The following is a 20,098-nucleotide window of genomic DNA, read 5'->3' as shown; positions in this document are numbered from 1 at the left end:
GCCCCCACGGATAGTCGCTGGATGACAGGACAATGTCTGGATGCCAGTGGTGGCTCACATTTATAATTTCTGATGATATAGCCATGGATTGAAGGAGGAACGGTTATGGATCGCTTTGTGATCAGTACGAATGCTCTAGTGGTCTTGCAGAAAGAGGATGGAGACGCGGTGTTGGTCAAAGGCGGTATCATCGCTGATGGTTTTGAAGTCTTGGCGACCTACTCCAAAGGTTGGCTGACATTTGCTTATCTTAAAGATCATCAGGGTATATGGTGGTTCAATGCGCGTACAAACAAGGCCAGTTTGTTCAGTCAGGATACGGAAGCATTCCGCGTCGTACACGAGGATTACAGCTCTGATTCGCAGCATGTCTACCTGGAGGACAAGCCGGTTTCTCCCTCCGATCCAGGCAGCTTTGAGCTGTTGCCAGGGACGCCTTATTTTGCAAAGGATAAACACCAGCTATACGTCAAAGCCAGTCAGCATTTTCATGTGTTTGATGAAATTGATACAACTCTAGCGATTGCACAGCATGATTACTGTACGGATCTGGATCATCTGTTTCACTTGTCGAGCGGTCTTCATTATGCCAATGAATATAAACATGAGATGGTAGATTGGTTGCAGGAGCATTATCCAGATATATCTGGCTGGTGGCAGGCTGACTACGCTCATCATGCGGATAATGCGGTGCAGCTTACGGGGGATTGGTATGCCACGGCTACCTCCGTATTCTATCGGACAGAGTCTGGCGGTGGGTGCAGGCGAGATGCTAAAGAAACCTTCAATTTGGTTCGCGGTGCGGACCGAAGTTCATTTGAACCGCTAGACGAACAGTTTGCGCGTGATCGGAATCGGGTTTATGTTCAGTGGCGTATCATCCGTGAAGCAGATCCGAAGAGCTTCGAGTCACTTGGAGGCCGATTTGGTCGAGACAAGCAGCATGTTTATTATAACGGGTATCGTGTTGAGGGAGCGGATGTGTCCACATTTGAATTGTTAGGCAGTATGGAGCATCTGGGTTTATCCAGAGATCAGAACGACGTATATCATGCGCAGTATGCGCGTACGAGTCAGCCTTTCGGTCATCCTGACGATGTACTTCAACGGATCAAGGGAGCGGATGCGGCAACTTTTGAAGTGCTCACACCATCCGGTAGTTGGGCTATAGATGCGAATCAGGTATATCTGTGGGGCATAGTCAATAAAAAGATAGATCGTGCCAGCTTTACTCATCTGTTCGAAGCTGATCCCCAGAGCTGGGCCAAGGATCGAGGTAGTCTGTATAATGCGAATGGCAAACGTACCGTAAAAGGCATCGATGGAGCATCCTTTGTCATGTTAAACAGGTATTGGGGCAAGGATAATCAGGCTGTATTCAGTTTTGTGACCGGAGGAGTATACAAGACGGCGGATGCGGAGACCTTTCAGGTGACGGATGATCAAGATAGCGCGGAGGATAAGCTGTTCTTTTATACGGTAGCAGGAAGTGTAGTACGGAAAAAGAAGAAGTGAAAATAGAGATAGAAATGAAACAGAACATTCGAAATCAAAAAAACGGTATTCAAAAAAAACCCCTCCTGTTCCTTATGTTGGAAGGAGGGGATTTTGAGCTGTCAGCTTGTTGGTCTTCAGGGAAGTAGCTTTATTGAGATTTCTTCAAGAGGCTGTCTTCAATAAATTGCAGCTGTGCTTCCAGAGATATCGGGTCATTATAGAATGAGCCCTCTGTGTTGATGAAATAAACCTGTTTGTTTTTCACAGCAGGAAGTCCCTTCCAAATATTGCTTTCGTACACCACATCAGGGTTGCCGTCGTCCCACCCCCAATTGCTTGTGAAAATATAATCGCCTGCATATTCGGGCAGTTTCTCCAAGGACAGGCTTGCACCTGTGCCTTCCCCATCAATGAGATCCTTCTGGATTAGAGTAGGGGCTTTCAGTCCAAGGTCCCGGTACAAAATCTCCCCCCCACGTGCACCTTTGTTTCCCCACGCGTAGATGCCTTTGGCATAGGGCTGAAGGATCGAAACCGTATGATTGCCCACGACGGCTTGAATCTGTGGTTTAACGTTGGCAATTTTGGCATTCCAATGGTCTACCCAAGTCTGAGCTTCTTTCTCTTTGCCCGTTAATTTTCCGAATTCAAGCAAGAGCTCTTGTGGAGTTGCACCGCCATATTTCAAGCTCACTACAGGGGCGATTTGGGACAAGGATTCATATTGATTGTCCACCAGATAGTCATATGTGATGATCAGATCGGGTTCCAGACTCAGTATTGCTTCTGCGTTGCTTCCTTCCTCCAGATTGATAATCCCTTCCAGCATGCCTTGATGGTAAGGATTTCGCATCGCATCATTAGTCGATGCTACCGGCTTGACACCAAGCACCAGTAAATTCCCGATGGCACTGCCCGTCAGATCGACAATTCGCTGAGGGTGGGCGGGAATGGTAATGGTTCCTCTACTATCGGTATAGGTCCGGGTTGCTGGCGTTGATGTCTCGGACGTGGCGGCTGATTTTTGTTGAGATACATTCGATTTCCCTGCTGTACCTGATGCTACTTTGTTCGGTGCTGTTGCTCCACCGGCGCATGCCGAGAGAATTAAGGTGAAACATAAGAGCAATGCCGCTGTGGCAATGGATGATGATCTGCTTGTCTTAACCATGGATAAACCTCCGCTTAAATGTAAATGAGAATCGTAATCATTGAAACTATAGCATTGAGGTTCAGTCCCAACAAGGGCAGATCGGGTATGAAGCTTGGGCATATCCGGTATCAGGTTCCCAGTCTGGGAGACAGTTGCCCGGTATTGAGCAGGGGTAGTACCGTATATTTTTTTGAAACTGCGGCTTAAGGTATGGGCATCCGGATAACCAACAAGTTCAGCAATTTCTTGAAGGGGGACTCCTCTGCGTGCCAGTATCTTGGCAGCCTCCTGTACACGAATTTTTGCTAACAGCCGTATGGGGCTTTCATTCAGACGAGACTTGAACAGTTTGGTCAGGTAGCTGACACTGCATTCGAACAGCTCTGCCAGGGATTTAAGTGTGATAGGCTCCATATAATGTTCCTGCATGTAATGTAACACCTGAGAAAGTAAGTCTGGGGCCACAGGTTCGATTCCTTGCTGTTTCATCTGTAACAGAAGTGCATGAACAAACTGATAGAACAGTGTACGTGCCTGAAATTGGTGGAGCATATCGGGGATCGTCCAGTTCGTGTACATATCATCCAGCTTAGACAGCAAAGAGGTCGGGTGGCCAGGGACAAATGCATATTGATATTGAAAGGAAGAATCGACTCCCGGTTGCCTTAACAGTGGATGAGAAGCAGGTAACATCATGACTGCTTTGTACAGAATCAGATAATATTCCAAGCGATCTTCTGCGAAAATGTCTATAAAGGCGCCGCGTCCTCCATGTAAGACATGGAATCTGCTCATGTAATATTGGGATTGATCAAGGCGTACCTGGGCATGTCCGTCCAGCACATATAAGAATGAATGTGCGGGAAGCTGGTATCGTTGTAAGCCTTCTCCGGGTTCCAGCACGGCAAGGCGAATATCCATGACTTTGACCGAAGAATAATTCCATACTCGGATATGATCATCTAGTGTTATTTTCATTCGTACGAACCTCCTGCCGTGCGTGGGCATTTCTTTTTATTATATTGATAATGATTCTCAACGTAAAGGGATAAAAAAGGGATAACGGATCTTGGCAAATCTCCGTTATCCCTCGTTATATAAGACCCTATAATCGGTCTATTTATGACCTTTACGAACTTTAAGCTGCATGCGTTTGATCGTCGTATTCTGCATAACTTCCAGTACCAGCGGCCCTTTGCCGTTCAGGATTTCCACATCCGTTACATTATCCAGAATGGTAATAATTCCGATATCGTCTGCGCTAACCCCTTCAATCTTCGCAATGGTACCTACAAAATCAACTGCACGAAGCTTCTTCTTCTTACCTCCGTTGAAGTTCAGCTTCATGATCTGCTGGTTCAACTGTTCGCGCTTGTCCTTTTTGCGTTCAGGCACGATCTTGAGGCGCTTCTCGAATTCTTCTCTGCGGCGATCGACCGCTTCCTCGGAGGGGGCTTTCATAACCGGGATCTCAAATCCAATATAGGATTCAATCTCCGCAAGACGTCTGCCGTCCTTCGGGGTTACCAAAGTGAAGGCTCTGCCTGTTTTACCTGCACGACCCGTACGACCTGTGCGGTGCACATAGCTTTCTTTTTCAAGCGGGATATCGTAGTTGATAACATGGGTGATGTTTGTGATATCAATCCCACGCGCAGCAACGTCAGTAGCGATCAGATAACGGAATTGTCCACGTCTGAACGCGTTCATGACTTCAATTCGCTCATCCTGCTCCATGCCGCCATGAATACGATCAGCCGGATAGTCCAGATCTGCCATGACCCGGAACAGTTTATCGACATTCTCTTGCGTACGGCAGAATACAATGCAGCTATCCGGGTTTTCGGTAATCAACAAGTCCTGTAGCAGTGCGGTTTTGTTCACTTCCGAAGTGCGAACCACGGCATGTTCGATGGTGGCTGTGGTCAGTCCGCTGGCCTTAATCTCAATCTCTACAGGTGTATTCATATATTTCCGTGACAGCTTCGCCACATCTTCCGGGAACGTTGCGGAGAACAGCATCGTTGTCCGTGCCTGTGGCAATGCCTGAATGATGGCTTGTACCGTCTCGATAAAGCCCATGTTCAGCATCTCATCCGCTTCGTCAATGACCAGATATGCGATGCGATCCAGCGGCAGGGTGCCCCGTTCAATATGATCCAATACCCGGCCTGGTGTGCCGACAGCCACATGGGTCCGTTGTTTCAGCTCGGCTTTTTGAATATGAAAAGGGGATTGTCCATACAGTGCGGTTGCTTTAATACGCTTAAAGCGCCCGATGTTGGTAATGTCCTCATTGACCTGCAAGGCCAGCTCTCGTGTTGGAGTCAGAATCAGAGCCTGCGGTTTATTTTCGTTCCAGTCCACCAATTCGCAGAGCGGAATACCGTATGCGGCTGTTTTACCGCTGCCCGTCTGTGATTTCACCACAAGATCCTGATTCTCCAGTGCGACGGGAATAACCCGGGTCTGAACTTCAGTAGGGTTCTCGTACCCCAGGCTGTCAAGTGCTTTGACGATTTCTTCCCCCAGGCCATAATCTTTAAAATGTTGCTTACTCATCGTTTACCTCTTTTGCGTTTTAGTTTGGAATGCAGTGTGCTTACGTTATGTTGGTTCAATCAACATGTCCATGATCTTACTTACTTGATCTCACTTACAAGCATTGCACCGTACATGTAACATATACCTAGCTTATTATACTCTATGTACAAGTGGAACGTGTGGCAAATAAAGAGACCCTCCTACGGATAGCCGTTCCCCCCTCCATGCAGGGAAGAAGTTACGGTCATAACCCGCACCCGCACCCGCACCCGCACCCGCACCCGCACCCGCACCCGCACCCGTAATATTCTAACGATCTCAGCTGAGTTTATTTGAACCATATAGCGCTTTCTGAAATTGTAACGATCACCAGGGAGCTTATTTTACTGAAAACACGATAAAAACGTCTGATCTCACTTCATTTTGCCCAAATAAGGTCTCCTGAGATCGTTAGAAAATAAAAACGCATAAAATGGACTAAATAGCGTTTCTGGAGATCGTTAGATGAAACGAGTCCTTCAAATCAGAGATGAGGGCATTCTACGATGCTCCCCTTCTTCATATGTGCAACGTTCCACGTGAAACGATTTGTATCATCCTACAGAGAGCTTCATCTATAGTGAACTCATATTAAGAAAAGACGATACCCCCATCATGACATGGGTGTACCGCCTTGATACATACAGTGTTATTTTAGAATACTCACATATTTGCCGTAAACGTATGCTATCTGTCCATTCAGCTTCACTTTGACCCAGCCATAGGCATGGCCTGTGCTAACTACTTCAAGCGTCGTGCCTTGTGGCACAGAAGTAATCACTTTAGATTTGGAGGATGCACCCGCACGTACATTCAGATGAGTGGCTATAACCCTCGCTTGTTTGCCTGAGACAGATGGAGAAGGTTTACTGCTTCCGGTAGACTTAGATGGTTTACCTGGTTGTGTGATGTCCGGCTTCACAGTGCCTGGCTTTGGTGCTTCAGGTGCAGGAGTTGGCTTCGGCTGTGCTGGATTGCCTGGCTTGTCCGGTGCAGGAGTTACCGGTGTCTCGGATGATGGGGGTGTTGAAGCCCCGTCATTGCCTTTACCTTCTACTGCTTTGCGAGCCTTGTTCAACTGCTGATAGAACGCGCCTTTTGTTTTTACGCCTTTGAATTGTGCTGCATCTACCTCTGCTTTGGAAGAGAGAGCTTCAATCTCGTCCGAAGTTACAGCATCCAAAATGTTAATGGAGGCAATGTTCGTATATTTGCCGTCTTCCGTAGTCGGAACGGTCATAACGCCGGCATTAATAAGTTCCACGACATCTGCACGTTCCGGTGCAGTCAGGTTTACACCAGTGATTTTCCAATGATGCTGAATTTCCGGTTCGTAGACACCTTTCATCACGTCTTTCAGATATGCGATAGACAGATTACGGATCGTGCCTTGAATCTCACCAAAGGCCGAAGCATCTTTGGAGGACCAGAGTTGCTTGAACTTGCGTCCTTCAAGCGCCCCGCCTTTGGCAATGAGTGCTTCCATCCGATAAGCATTCATACCGAGCTTGAGCGTATCACCCTCCTGAACAGCTTTTCCATTACTGTATTTCAAATTCGTGATTCGGCTGCCATATGGCTTGGTCAGATCAATCTCATAAGTTACACCACCAAAGAAATCATCGGTGCTATATTTGGAAGCACGTCGCTTTGGATCAAAGCTGATGGTTACATCCCCTGGGCGAGTAGAGTTGAAGTATCCCGCAGACCATTCCATGTAATCCTTCAGGTCGCGTCCGGTCACTTCATATACAGTTACTTCACCAAACGTGTACTGATAGTTGAATGCAATATCCTTTTTCTTGATCGGGCCAACGTCGAGTTTGGCTTTGTCATTATCGATCTGATGTGCAACAACATCCGCATCACTGTAATGGAGCATCACTTCGGTGAAGAAATCAGACAGTGGCGTTTCCTGAATCTGTACGGCAGGGATGCCTTTGATCTCATCCGCCGGAACCAGATTCATTCCTTTCAGTTCCGCGACCACGATATTAGCATCGGCACGAGCGAACTCGTGGAACGGATGCAGTGTTTTTTCCAGAGAAGGATCGGAAACTTCATAAGTGCCGTCTGCTTTTTTGACAGCGAGTGCCTTGGCTTCCTTGCTCTTCAACACAACCTTGCCGTCCTCTTTGGCAAACGTCAGGTCAATACGTGACATGTGTGTACCGTATTTGTTGGGCTCGGAGATCAGCACGCCGTTTACCGTCTGTGATTCAATCAGCTGATGCATGTGTCCGGCAAAAATAGCAGCCAGCTCCGGGTTGGCATTCGCGATATCCGTTACCCCGGTTCCGGGTTTTTCGTTCTCATTATCCAGTCCCATATGCATGAGGCCAACCATCACATCGACTTTGCCTTTCAGCTCGGCAATGGCTTTGCGAGTCTCCTCGACAGGATCTTTAACAATGACACCATCCAGGTGATCGGTTCCTTTTTCGAATTCGGTGATCATCGGGGTGTTCATACCAATTACGCCTACTTTGATACCATCGCGCTCAATAATCGTATATGCAGGCATGTAACGGTCGCCGTTTTCTTTGAAAATGTTACCGACAAGCGCCTGGCCTTTGAACTGAGAAGAGATTTTCTCCAGCACATCCAGGCCAAAGTTGAATTCATGATTGCCCATAACCCAGGCATCATAGTTCATCTCGTTCATGGCCACCATCATCGGTGACTGGGGTTGATCATTGAACAATTCGGCAGAATTGTCCTGAATCATATCTCCTGCATCGAGCAGGATAGTGTTGGGATTCTCAGCACGAACTTTTTTTACCATCGTATAGAGCTGTGTCATGCTTCCGGCAGGGTTGGGGCCATCCAGTGCGTAGTCCCATGGCATAAAGCGACCATGAATATCAGATGTGCCAAGTAAAGTAATCTTAGTCTCTGGATCTGCTTCAGCTGCGTGAGCATCTTCCGAAGCGAGCGGCGCGAGTAGCACGGAAGTGCCTAATAGAATGGATAATGACCAACTAGCGAAACGTTTTAAACCATGTGTACGCATGTGTAATCTCCCTTGTGTTCTAATGTGTGTAATGATATCTATCAATCCATACTAGAGAAACATCAAGGTAATGTAAACGCTGATGTAACATATATGTTCGATACAGTTGCGTAAAGAAGGGAAAAAAGATAAAGCAATAGGAAGTATACTTTTCAAAGTAAATAGTATGTTTTATATGTGTATAAAACCAAAATTATCCATTATGATGTCCTTGTAAGCGCTTTATAAAATAAACCAAACCAAGGAGGAATATTATGTTGAAGTCCAAATGGTTTAAGACGGTAGGTACGCTTGCTCTGGCAGGTGTGCTGGCCGCGTCAGTCGCGGTAGGCAGTGTCAGTGCCGGATTGGCTAAAGGCAGTAAATTCTTGGGGAATATTATAGCTAACCAGGTACCAAACAATTTCAGTCCCTACTGGAATCAGGTGACGCCGGAGAACTCCACGAAGTGGGGTGCGGTAGAAGGTACGCGTAATGTGATGAACTGGGCCCAGGCAGATATGGCTTACAACTATGCGAAAAACAATAAAATGCCTTTCAAATTCCATACGCTTGTTTGGGGAAATCAGGCACCTAACTGGATGAATGGCCTCTCTGCTAATGATCAGAGAAACGAAGTGCTTCAATGGATCAGAGCCGCAGGACAGCGTTATTCCCAAGCGGAGTTTGTTGACGTAGTCAATGAGCCGTTGCATGCAAAACCAGCCTTCCACAATGCGATTGGTGGAGATGGACAGACGGGTTGGGATTGGGTTATCTGGTCATTCCAACAAGCAAGACAAGCCTTCCCGAATTCCAAGTTGCTGATCAATGAATACGGCATTATCGGTGATCCTGCGAAGGCAGATCGATATATCCAAATCATCAACCTGTTGAAAAACAGAGGCCTCGTTGATGGTATCGGTATTCAAGCACACTACTTCAATATGGACAATGTATCTGTGAACACGATGAATACCGTTCTGAACAAACTGCAAGCAACAGGTCTTCCAGTGTATGTATCCGAACTGGATATGACTGGCGATGACAATACCCAGTTGCAACGTTACCAACAGAAGTTCCCTGTACTGTGGAAGCACCCGGCTGTTAAAGGGGTTACGCTGTGGGGTTATAACGAAAACCAAACTTGGACTAGTGGTTCCCACCTGGTAAGAAGCAACGGCACAGAGCGTCCTGCAATGCAGTGGCTGAAAACCTATATGGCGAACAATCCTTAAGTCTAGGAACTGGCCTTGGAGCTAGCTTTTGTGTAAATCTTAAGGATTAGTAAAAGCAGATCGGATTCACCTACCTTTTAAAATCAGTTGACCTGCATTATCCCCTCAAAAAAGGCCTGTCCTGCTAACCATGCAGGACAGGCCTTTTACGTTTACTATATACAATAGTATGTTGCTTGCATTTCTTACTTTTCTAAAGGGCTGTATTAACTTGTTTAATTACCTAATAACCATACTGTTAAATGAATCTGCTTCTAGCTGCACATGAATTGTTTGTCCTTCGGCGAACGTCAAGTGAAGGTCGCGGCGATCCGGGAACGGATTGTTAACTACGATGACGAGACTATTATCCGGGTTGCGGAAGGCAACGGCTTTGCCGCTCCATGCGCCGGAGAGGCCCAGACGGCGAGCACCGTTAACGACATGGTGAGCAAAATGCTTCATCACATAATACTCCGGATTACGAGTAATATCCTTGGTTGCGGGATCAACTGTAATCATTGAGTTCTGCTCCCAGCCCCAAGTACTTCGTCCTCTAGGCTCCAGCACCATATTCCAATAGATATAGGCGTTGACGCCGTTACTGAAATAATGCTGATAGAGGTTATATACGTGCTTGGCATAGTTCCACGAGTTGTTACCATCCCCGCATTCATTCTCGGTCTGCATGTAACGAAGCTCCGGGTAACTTGCCACGGTACGTTGAATGGCGTGTTTGCCTGCCCATTGATATCCGACCCCTTTGATATAGGAATAAGCTTTGGGATCACTGAGCACCAGCCCGGCGTATTCATCGAATCCGGTTGTTTTCTTTTTCATCAGTTCTTCCCACGGATCAGGTGCATTGATCGTACCCAGCCAGATTTCCGTGTCCAGACCATGCTTCTCAAAAGCAGGCCCCAGGTAATCCGCGATAAATTCACGCAGTTGCTCGCCTGTCCACATACAGGACGGGAACTTCTGGTCCGCGATCACTTCATTCTGCACATGCACCTGATGAATGGTAATGCCGGCTTCACGGTAAGCTTCAACAAACTTCACAAAATACAGAGCGTAGGCTTCGAGAATTTCCTTTTCCCAGCGCAATGTGCCGTAGTTGTAGGCTTTGGGGAACTTCATCCAGGTTGGCGGACTCCATGGCGATGCGAATAACTGCAAATCCGGGTTATAACTCAAAGCTTCCTTAATATAAGGGATCAGATATTTGAAATCCCGTTCGATGGAAAAATGGTTCATGGCCACATCTCCGTCGACCTCGTTGTGGCTGTACCACTGCTCTGCATAATCACTCGCGCCAATCGGCAGGCGACAGATTGTAAACCGATGCTCTCCTTCCGGATGGAACAGGGAGTGCATGACTTCGTGACGCTGTTCGTCACTTAAATGAGCCAGAGCCAGATAACCCAGCTCGTTGAAGCATCCACCAAATCCCTCGACAAGCTGATGTTGTTCTCCGGTTAGCTTTAAGTTAGCGCTTTCATTTGTGAGTGTGGCAGATATCTTCATCCATGGCTCTGTAGGTGTTGTCGAAAATCCGTTAAACGTAAATGTCATATGATGATCCTCCTCGTATGCTTTTCGGTGTTCCTCTTGATTACGTTCAGTATATCAACTTTCCCTGCAAAAGCAGATGTGCTAAACCGTGTAATATTTACCCTAATCCAAGGTTGGGAACTTAACAAAGCACGGATGGAACGGGGAAGGGAGGGCCAACCCACACATAGCAAACATGGATAGCTGTAATTATTGAATGACCAGCGTCGTGGCAACATATACCCTAATCCTGACGAATAGAAAATAGAAAATCCCCGCTTGAAATTCATGCGGGGATGTAGTCACGTTATTTATAATGAATGAAATTCACTAATTACACGATCATGGAATTGAGGTATAGAGTCATCCGGTTTATCTTTCTGTTGACGTTTGTACATCTGCACGAGCTGTACCCACGGTTAAGGCGCTGTTCATCATTAAGACGGGGGCGTGCCCTCATCAGGCTCAGGCTGCGGTTTATTTTCAAAGATCAGAATCGTTTTACTATTGGCAATATACCCAACGGTCGTATGAAGCTGCTCTGAAATAAATCGAACCGGAACATATGCACTACCATCCTTCATCAACAGCGGAGCATCATTCATGATGGGTTCATCATTGATTGTTACCTGTTTATTGCCTACGCTCCAGCGAATGGTTTGATCCTCTTGGGTAATCACAGCTTCACGCGTACCGCTGTTCCAATTCACACGAGCATTTAACTGCTCGGATACAAAGCGCAGAGGCACATATGTCCGGCCTTCATCGATAAAAGGGGCCGCATCCAATATGTATGCACGATCGCCAACGTATGCCGTAGTAGAGCCTTCAATCAGGCGTTGGAAACGCCCCTGTGGTGTGCGTTTCTGCTCTCTTACATTCATCTGGTTGAGCAGATCCATCGTATGACTGCCGTTGGTCACATCCAGATAATTATTCTGTACAGTCAGTCCCGTAGCCTCTGTCTCTGTCAGCACATTCTGTGCGCCTGAGGACATAGAGGAGGAAGCGGAGATATGATCTATACTTGGAAGCCCCGAATTGTCAGGTGTAAGAGATAATTCAGAGATCGGTGCCAGATTCCATATCCGGTTGCCCGATAGCTTTAGTGTGTTCAGTTTGATTAGCTTGCGCAGAGGCTCCAGATCATAGATCTGATTCGAATCCGCATTTAACTCGGTTAAGTTCGTAAGTACCGCAATGTCGCTCAGTTGCTGAATCTGGTTACCCGAGATATCCAGTGACCGAAGTTGTGTCATGTGGCTCAAAGGTGTAATGCTGGATATATGATTGCCTGCTACATTTAGCTCTCGCAATGTATTCGGCAGATCAGAGAGTGCATCAAGTGCCGAAATATGATTATTAGCCAGATTTAACTGTGTTAGCCCTGTCTGTTCTGCAAGTGGAGTGAGATCTGTAATGTAATTGTTTGAGATTTCAAGCCATTTCAGCGAACGCAGTTCGGATAGAGCGTCCAGACTTGAGATCTGATTGCCGCTGGCATGCAGTGTATGTAATCTGGGGAATTCCCGCACAACGTCAATGGAGGTTATTGAATTGTTGCTGATGTATAGTCGTCCCAGTTGCTGCAATGCAGCAAGAGGCTTAATGGATGTAATGTAATTGTTACGCACGTCAATCTCGCGAAGCTCAGTTAGGTGTTCCAGTGGTGTGAGATCCGTAACTTCGTTGCCATATAGACGCAAGTGTGTCAGATTCACGGCATGCTCCAGCCCGGACAAATTCTGGATACCGGCATTACTCAGATCCACCACACGAAGCTGCTTCAAATCTGTGGGCGTCAGGGATTTACCTACAGGAATATTCAAAATCAGTTTAAGTCCGTCTTCCAGTGCAGGATCTTTGATGAGGGGATTTTCCGTCTCAGAGGCAGTATAGGCCATCGCTTGCCCCGCCGTACCTATACTTAGAATACATATCAACAATAACAGTGTGATTCTCTTCATTACATGCCTTCCCTCCAAATCATAACGTCTCTAGTTATTAACCCATCTTGGGGAAATAGGAACATTGATTTTGTAACGTGTGTCTATCTATACTTTTATTCTATATGATATGGGCCATGCCCTGCACTTCTTCAGCATAACTTTGTCCAAATTAAAGATATTTACATCGCGTTAAACATATTTGCATCGGTCTGTATTCAACTCCTTTATGAAAAGGGTAAAGAAGTACAGATGCCATATGTGGAGAGGGAGATATTGATGAAGAAAGCGATGATCATTAGCAACCCGTCGTCAGGCAAGGAAAAAGCGGAACAGTACGTGTCTCAGGTTCAGGCTATTCTGGAAGCCAAGCAGTACGCGGTGGTCGTTAACGAAACGGCCGGGGAGGGTGATGCTGCTCATTACGGTCTGAATGCCTGCAAGGACGGGTGTGATCTGGTGATCTCCATCGGGGGAGATGGTACATTGCATGAAACCATTAACGGTATGCTGGATCAGGAGCATCGTCCTCTTCTGGGGATTGTTCCACTCGGAACGGTGAATGATTTTGCGCGGGCGTTACATATCTCTCTTGACCCGGATGAAGCGATCGAACAACTTCGCTCAGAACAGACCCAGTTGGTAGACCTTGGCATGGTGAATGGGCGGCTTTTTGCCAATGTGGTGGCTGCCGGATCGCTGGCGGAGGCGCTATTCTCTGTTTCGGCAGAAGAAAAATCCAAGCTGGGCTCGTTTGCTTATTTGAAGGAAGGATTGAAGGATCTAGTGAATACACCAGCAAACACCCTGAAGATCGAATATGACGGGCAGTTCTGGGAAGGGGAGTCCCCGCTCTTTCTGGCAGCACTCACTAACTCGGTCGGAGGTTTCGAGAAGCTGTCACCGGATGCAGAGGTCGATGATGGATTGATCCATTGTTTTGTGATCCGGAACATCGGTGTGTTCAGCAGCCTGACGCTAGGTACTTCGCTGTTCTTCGGCAATCTGAAGCAGCATAAAGATGTGGACTATTTTACAGCCAAAGAGGTGTATGTTCACTCAGATGAAAGCATTCGTACGAATGTCGATGGAGAGGAAGGCCCTGCTTTACCGATTGATATTCGGGTTCTGTCTGGCTATATGCAGGTCATCGTACCGGAAAAAAGTTAACGAAATCTGCCCATGGCCGGGCAGTCTGGCTCAAATCAAATCATTTCTCCATATAAATGTGGGGAAAGTCTATTGAAACCGATTGCAGATATGTGTCACAATCATAGACGGAAGACAGGCATGGACATGTATAGTTATTACGTATATGTACCAGGTCTCCTGCAAACACACTATTTTATTGAATATGGAGGGGAAACATCTTGAGAACCATGAAACTGGGCAGCAGTGCACTCGATGTGCCTGTAGTTGCTGTAGGTTGTATGCGAATCAATTCATTGGACAGTAAGGACGCGGAGCATTTTGTACGTTCTGCCATGGAAATAGGAGCGAATTTCTTCGATCACGCCGATATTTACGGTACGGGAACATGTGAGGAGATTTTTGCCGATGCTGTGCAGATGAATCCCCAAGTTCGTGAAAATTTGATTCTTCAATCCAAATGCGGCATTCGCAAAGGCATGTTTGATTTCTCCAAAGAGCATATCCTCAATTCGGTAGATGGTATTCTGCAACGTCTGAGAACTGAATATTTGGACGTGCTGCTTTTGCACCGCCCGGATGCACTTGTAGAGCCGGAGGAAGTGGCTGAAGCGTTCGATCAGTTGGAACGTGAAGGGAAGGTTCGCCATTTTGGGGTATCGAACCAGAACCCGAATCAGATCGCATTGCTCAAAAAATACGTCAAACAGCCGCTGGTAGCCAACCAGCTTCAGATGAGCATTACCAATACCACCATGATCGACAGCGGCATCAACGTCAATATGGAGAATGATGCTGCGGTAAACAGAGATGGCAGCATTCTGGATTACTGCCGTCTGCATGATATCACCATTCAGCCGTGGTCTCCATTCCAATACGGATTCTTTGAGGGTGTCTTCCTGGGTAATGAGAAATTCCCGGAGTTGAACGCCAAAATTGATGAGATTGCTGCGAAGTATGGCGTAAGCAATACAACGATTGCCATTGCGTGGTTGCTTCGTCACCCTGCACAGATGCAACCTGTGACTGGTACGATGAATATTGAACGTCTGCAGGATTGTGTGAAAGCAGGCGAAGTTCACCTGACTCGTCCAGAATGGTATGAAATTTACCGCGCTGCAGGGAATGTACTGCCTTAGGTCAGACACTTTAAGTACGAATAACAGTAAGTGTACTGCAAAATGTACACTGATCAACGGTAGATCAACACGAGCCCGCCCGGCTCGTGTTTTTTTATATACTTTGGGGCTTGGAAGAATAGCCCATTTCGATATAAAATATAGATACATACTTTATCGTTTAAAAGGGTTAAAATGTAATTAATACAAATTAGTTGAAATTATTTTATTGAAAAGCACGTACATATTACATATAATTACTTTTGCATACCAACAATCTCGTTTTGGCGTTTTTATTTTGGAGGGTGGTGTTCCCTTGGAGCCGACAACCACGATACGCGATCATTTAGAACGTTATCTGAAGCGTGAACAGATGTCGATTAGTCTTTTTTCAGAGTTGTCCGGAATTAATTCTGGCACACTCAGCAACATTTTGAATAAAAATCGGCCGATCTCCATGCAGCAACTGGACCGTATTACGGCGGCAATGAAGCTTGCGGCAGGCCATTTCTATGAGTTGTATATTGATGAGTGCTTTGTGCACGCTACTCCGGATTGGCGGAGGTTGGGGCCTTTTCTTCATCGATGTGCTGAACTGGATAAGCTGGACTGTATCGAAGAGGTCATTCGTCTGATGATGGATAACCTGTCGTATATCCCGTTGTTATTTGATGTGGCGGAGGAATTCTATCACGCTGGTAAATGGAAGCCGGCAACTCTCCTATATGAAACGATCGCTGAAAGCGAGAAGATGCAGCATTCGGAGCGGCTTGCACTCTGTCAGTACCGATTATTCAAGCTGGGGCTGACGAATGACCAACAGCGCAATGTCATTATTGCAGCTCAATTCGAATATTATGTGGATCGGTTGGATGAACGCTATCAACTGGATGCACTGAATGAACTGATCAATGCATTTGCCTCACTTCACAGATGGAGTAAGGTACAGGAGTTATCCGAGAAACTGCGAGTAAAGGCTACCATTCACTATGAATTGAATGGAAGAAGGAAAGCAGAAGAAACAAAACGACCTATCATTTTTTATATCATGTATGCTTATTTGGCCGCGGGCAGTGCATACTTCCATTTGGACAACTATGAGACAGCTCTTAAATATGTCGCGTTATATTCTGATTCCTCTTGGGTGAACAACCCCGATCATGAAGAAATAGTTGTTATTCAACAATTTCAGGAATGGGCTGAAGGGAATCGTTATATATATCAATTAATGGCCGGACAGTTTGAGATCCTTCCTCAGTATCTGGCCTACATTTCAACGAAAGAGAATGAGATATTTCCAGCTTTATGTGATATTGTTTCTGCCGCGAATCGATACGATATGGATATCGATGACGTGTTAGAACAGTACGCACCGCACTTTACTTATCAGGAGCAGAAGAACCGGATTGGGAAGGTAAGCAAGCAGGTTACAGATGATCGTTACGTCCGTCTTTTGGCTGGTGTGGGCAAGTATTGCCTGAAGAAGGATAGGTTTGCACAAGGTTTAAATTTTATTCTGGATAGCTTAAGATTTGCTATTGAAATTTGTGATGGACGAGGTATGCTTAGAAGTGTCGGACTATTTGAGCAGTACAGGGATTATGCGTCCGATACAGCTATACAGCAATACAAAATCTTGATTGGTGAGGTGCAGAAAATCAATGAAGAAAAAGCTGGCTTTGCTGATAGTTACTTGTAGTATCGTGGTGAGCATCTTGCCGACCGTTGCTGGGTCATCCCCAGTCAAGGAAGATACTACTCCTCCAATCTACCGAACGAATGATCACGGTCTAGGGACATAAGCCTGGGCCACAGAACGCTTCTGATTTAGTTCAGAGGCGTTCTTTTTTGTGAGCACATCTGTCATATCTTCATTCAACTATCGATTGGCATAATGCGCTAAAATATGACAAAAGGAGGGGGGACTATGGATCATATGGAATTAAAATCACAGATCGAAGACGCGAGGCAACAGCTGCATCAGATACACTTGCAATACGGCAGTCTGCTTCATCCTGAAGTGATCAGACAATCCGTAGTACTTGATGCCCTCCTCAACCAATATAACCGAATCCGTGTGGAGAAACTGTTGAACTAACCATGGCCTATTTACAAAGATGGTTTTGTATACTATAGTTAGTTACATGAGTAACTAACCGACTAAGTTAAATTATTATTATTATGTATGAAAGTTGGAAACAAATGAAATCGACTTTGGATGAATCTCAGCCTATTTTCCATCAGATCGCTATGATGATCATGGATGATATTGTAGAAGGCAGATTAAGAGTGGAGGAGCAGGTTCCTTCAACGAATGAATTGTCCCGCTTCTACAATATTAATCCGGCTACGGCACGAAAGGGGCTGCAGGAGTTGGTAGACAAAGGCATTATATACAAGCAGCGAGGTGTGGGTATGTTTGTTGCCAAGGGAGCGAGGGAAGCTTTGCTTGTTGAACGGAAAGAGCATTTTTACGAAGAATATATCAAGCCTTTACTTGAAGAAGCCAGGCGTATTCGTATGGATGAGGACATGATTATTGATCTGATTCGAGGCAAGAACAATAAGGAGAGTGAAGTATGATCCAGATGGAACAGGTATGTTACAGTTATCAGCAGAATAACCCCCCTTTACTAAACAACGTCACCTTGCATGAGAGTGAGCCTGTGATTGGGGCAATCTGGGGAAGGAACGGTGCTGGTAAAACTACGCTAATGAGCCTGCTCGCTGGGCACAACCGCCCGGACAGTGGAACAATTCAGATTATGGGCCAGAACCCTTATAATAATCTGTCAGCTCAAGGGCATTTATGTTATATCCAGGAGAATCATCCACTCGGTAAAAACTGGACGATGGATGACCTGGTCAAGATCGGATCGCATTTTCATTCCCTTTGGAATCAGCAGCTTGCCACACAGCTTATCGATGTATTTGAACTACCGTCTAATCAGAAGATTAGTAAATTTTCAAAGGGCATGAAGACAGCCGCTCAAATTATTCTGGGTCTGTGCAGTAATGCAAGTGTAACGATTATGGATGAGCCTACCAACGGGCTCGATGCTGAGAAACGGAAACTGTTCTATGAGGCATTGTTGGAGACGTATGAAGATAACCCTCGCCTGATTCTGATCTCGACGCACCACATTGAAGAGGTACAGCCTCTGTGTGAAACGCTGATTGTCGTCCATCAAGGGAACGTGTTATACCATCATTCTATGGAGGAAATACGCGAACGTGGAATTCTGCTAACAGGGTTAATTCAAGATGTGGAAGCAGCGTCTCAAGGTTCCATTATTATCGATTCTGCCCGTATGGGCACAACCGGAAAAGTGATGATTGATGACGTGTATTCCAAGGGATGGATCGCAAAGGCCGAGCAACATGGGGTATCCATTGAAAAGGCAGCATTCCAGGATTATCTGGTGAATGTAACCCGCAAGCAGGAAGAGGTGAGAGCATGAATGCAGTAAAAGGAACCAATCGGCTGATTTTGGACGATATGCGTTTATATCTAATCATCTTTACTTCCATTGCTCTTGGATTGACAGCCATCTATATCGCTATAGGTTTTCTGTTTGGCGTCAGTTATTCCTCGCAGTTATTCGGGCCGATGTATGGAGGGATATGTACTTTTGCCATTGCAGGTCTGATCACGCTCTATCCGGTAGCTATTGGTATGGGCAGCACACGGATTCAATTCATGAAGTCATTCTATCTGATGGGGGCCTGCATGGTTGCCGGCACAATGGTCTTTCTGCATTTAATTTATTTGGCTGTACATTTGCTGAATGTAGAAGGAGGGCTGCAGGTCACGTTATTCCAACCGGGTATGCTCTACTCTTCTGATTATCTTGTATTTCCTTATCTGTGGATTGACTTGATGCTTGGACTTTTAGTACTCGGTCTTTCCGTTTTCCTGACCGTTTGCTGGATTCGATTGGGGATGCGCAACTTTCTGTTTCTGTTGTTTGGTTTGGGCTTGGTGATGTCGCTGGTGGTTGCGTTTGGAGATATGAGACAATTCACGCTCTGGATTGCCTATCAAAATCGGATGCTCGTATTCACGGTGCTGGGTATAATCGGTGGCGCGCTGCTTCTGTCTACGTACCCCATGATGAAGCATGCTCCGTTGGTACGCAAAGGCAGCAAAGACTAACTGTGATCAATTACAGAGTTTAAGCCTTTTGGGAACGTAAATGAGGTTATTCAGTATTAATTACACCAGTAATTAGGCACGAGGGATAAGAAAAACACGAGGACGTATGCGCGCCTCGTGTTTTCTTTATTTTCTCACATGGGTTGTACTTTCATCTAAGCTCGAGCCTGTGGTTTGAAACCTTCCTCTTCAAGATACTCGCCAGCTTCACCGCGTGATTCAAAAGCCATCTCCAGCTCCTGACCAGCATATACACACCACATGTCATTATCATACTTTAACGTAAGTGTGTGTCCCTCTTCATTGATCCAGATCCCACCGCCTGATGACAGGATAACCGGAGCAGATTCTTTAGGGGACGGTGCTTTCTCAGTCACTTCAACTGCATCTGGATTATGAGACATTGCTTTAAGCGTTGCATCCAGCAATGTGCGCAGATCTGCTTCGGAGTAATCACGGACATTGACGAATCCTTTGGCATCCGTCTCGTAGTTCGGCAATAACCCTGCATAGATATAACCATTACCGTTCGGGTGAATATGGAGTGCTACAATCTTTTTTTCGTAGGCACTGTCCTCGTAGTGGAAATTCACACGCCCCAGAGAAACATTTTTGCGCTGCAGCTGTGGGTATGACTCCAGAATTTCAAGCTTTTGTTCAACGTTAAGCATATGTGCCTCCTGTTACTGTTAGGTAGTGGGATTATACCACAGGTGAAGGCTTGAAACATCCT

The 20,098-nt window shown here is 46.0% G+C and carries 15 protein-coding genes; 9 read left to right on the top strand and 6 right to left on the bottom strand.

Going from position 1 to position 20,098, the window contains the following annotated elements; translation table 11 throughout:
* Positions 1-105: 105 nt before the first annotated feature.
* Positions 106-1,515 (top strand): DKNYY domain-containing protein, encoded by a 1,410-nt coding sequence (locus tag AC1VYS_RS28220; protein ID WP_482912396.1) that lies wholly within the window; start codon positions 106-108, stop codon positions 1,513-1,515.
* Positions 1,516-1,645: 130 nt separating this feature from the next.
* On the opposite strand, the gene AC1VYS_RS28215 is transcribed toward AC1VYS_RS28220, so the two are convergent.
* The 3 genes from AC1VYS_RS28215 to AC1VYS_RS28205 form a co-directional block, all read right to left on the bottom strand.
* A complete protein-coding gene (locus AC1VYS_RS28215; RefSeq protein ID WP_482912395.1) occupies positions 1,646-3,628 on the bottom strand; it encodes an AraC family transcriptional regulator in 1,983 nt (660 codons plus the stop codon).
* 138 nt (positions 3,629-3,766) lie between these two features.
* Positions 3,767-5,212 carry a DEAD/DEAH box helicase gene (locus AC1VYS_RS28210; RefSeq protein ID WP_482912394.1) on the bottom strand — a complete coding sequence of 482 codons (1,446 nt, stop codon included), beginning with the start codon at positions 5,210-5,212 and terminating at the stop codon, positions 3,767-3,769.
* Positions 5,213-5,882: 670 nt separating this feature from the next.
* Positions 5,883-8,246, bottom strand: coding sequence for a 5'-nucleotidase C-terminal domain-containing protein (locus AC1VYS_RS28205; protein WP_482912393.1), 2,364 nt, complete (start codon positions 8,244-8,246; stop codon positions 5,883-5,885).
* A 254-nt stretch (positions 8,247-8,500) separates the two neighbouring features.
* Between AC1VYS_RS28205 and AC1VYS_RS28200 the strand changes: the two genes are divergently transcribed.
* Positions 8,501-9,463 carry an endo-1,4-beta-xylanase gene (locus AC1VYS_RS28200; RefSeq protein ID WP_482912392.1) on the top strand — a complete coding sequence of 321 codons (963 nt, stop codon included), beginning with the start codon at positions 8,501-8,503 and terminating at the stop codon, positions 9,461-9,463.
* A gap of 219 nt (positions 9,464-9,682) precedes the next feature.
* Here AC1VYS_RS28200 and AC1VYS_RS28195 read toward each other — a convergent pair whose 3' ends face one another.
* Both AC1VYS_RS28195 and AC1VYS_RS28190 read right to left on the bottom strand, forming a co-directional pair.
* Positions 9,683-11,017, bottom strand: coding sequence for a glycoside hydrolase family 30 protein (locus AC1VYS_RS28195; RefSeq protein WP_482912391.1), 1,335 nt, complete (start codon positions 11,015-11,017; stop codon positions 9,683-9,685).
* 416 nt (positions 11,018-11,433) lie between these two features.
* A complete protein-coding gene (locus tag AC1VYS_RS28190; RefSeq protein ID WP_482912390.1) occupies positions 11,434-12,963 on the bottom strand; it encodes a leucine-rich repeat domain-containing protein in 1,530 nt (509 codons plus the stop codon).
* A gap of 258 nt (positions 12,964-13,221) precedes the next feature.
* Here AC1VYS_RS28190 and AC1VYS_RS28185 point away from each other — a divergent pair, with 258 nt between their 5' ends.
* The 7 genes from AC1VYS_RS28185 to AC1VYS_RS28155 all read left to right on the top strand — a co-directional run bounded on the left by AC1VYS_RS28185 (position 13,222) and on the right by AC1VYS_RS28155 (position 19,365).
* Positions 13,222-14,112 carry a diacylglycerol/lipid kinase family protein gene (locus AC1VYS_RS28185; protein ID WP_482912389.1) on the top strand — a complete coding sequence of 297 codons (891 nt, stop codon included), beginning with the start codon at positions 13,222-13,224 and terminating at the stop codon, positions 14,110-14,112.
* A 200-nt stretch (positions 14,113-14,312) separates the two neighbouring features.
* The gene (locus AC1VYS_RS28180) at positions 14,313-15,230 is read left to right on the top strand and encodes an aldo/keto reductase (RefSeq protein WP_482912388.1); all 918 of its coding nucleotides are present in this window, start codon (positions 14,313-14,315) and stop codon (positions 15,228-15,230) included.
* Between the two features lie 295 nt (positions 15,231-15,525).
* Complete coding sequence (locus AC1VYS_RS28175) at positions 15,526-16,908, top strand: helix-turn-helix domain-containing protein (RefSeq protein WP_482912387.1); 1,383 nt, start codon at positions 15,526-15,528, stop codon at positions 16,906-16,908.
* A 228-nt stretch (positions 16,909-17,136) separates the two neighbouring features.
* Positions 17,137-17,307 (top strand): aspartyl-phosphate phosphatase Spo0E family protein, encoded by a 171-nt coding sequence (locus tag AC1VYS_RS28170; RefSeq protein ID WP_441925117.1) that lies wholly within the window; start codon positions 17,137-17,139, stop codon positions 17,305-17,307.
* A gap of 104 nt (positions 17,308-17,411) precedes the next feature.
* A complete protein-coding gene (locus AC1VYS_RS28165; protein WP_482912386.1) occupies positions 17,412-17,792 on the top strand; it encodes a GntR family transcriptional regulator in 381 nt (126 codons plus the stop codon).
* On the top strand, positions 17,789-18,670 hold the full coding sequence (locus AC1VYS_RS28160) for an ATP-binding cassette domain-containing protein (RefSeq protein ID WP_482912385.1): 882 nt from the start codon (positions 17,789-17,791) through the stop codon (positions 18,668-18,670). Before AC1VYS_RS28165 ends, AC1VYS_RS28160 begins: the two co-directional genes overlap by 4 nt.
* A complete protein-coding gene (locus AC1VYS_RS28155; RefSeq protein ID WP_482912384.1) occupies positions 18,667-19,365 on the top strand; it encodes a hypothetical protein in 699 nt (232 codons plus the stop codon). Before AC1VYS_RS28160 ends, AC1VYS_RS28155 begins: the two co-directional genes overlap by 4 nt.
* 155 nt (positions 19,366-19,520) lie before the next feature.
* Here the strand turns inward: AC1VYS_RS28155 and AC1VYS_RS28150 are convergent, their stop codons facing one another.
* On the bottom strand, positions 19,521-20,036 hold the full coding sequence (locus AC1VYS_RS28150; RefSeq protein WP_482912383.1) for a hypothetical protein: 516 nt from the start codon (positions 20,034-20,036) through the stop codon (positions 19,521-19,523).
* Between the last annotated feature and the right edge of the window lie 62 nt (positions 20,037-20,098).

It is taken from the genome of Paenibacillus sp. G34 (genome assembly GCF_056856875.1).
This window is presented reverse-complemented; position numbering and strand designations above follow the sequence as displayed.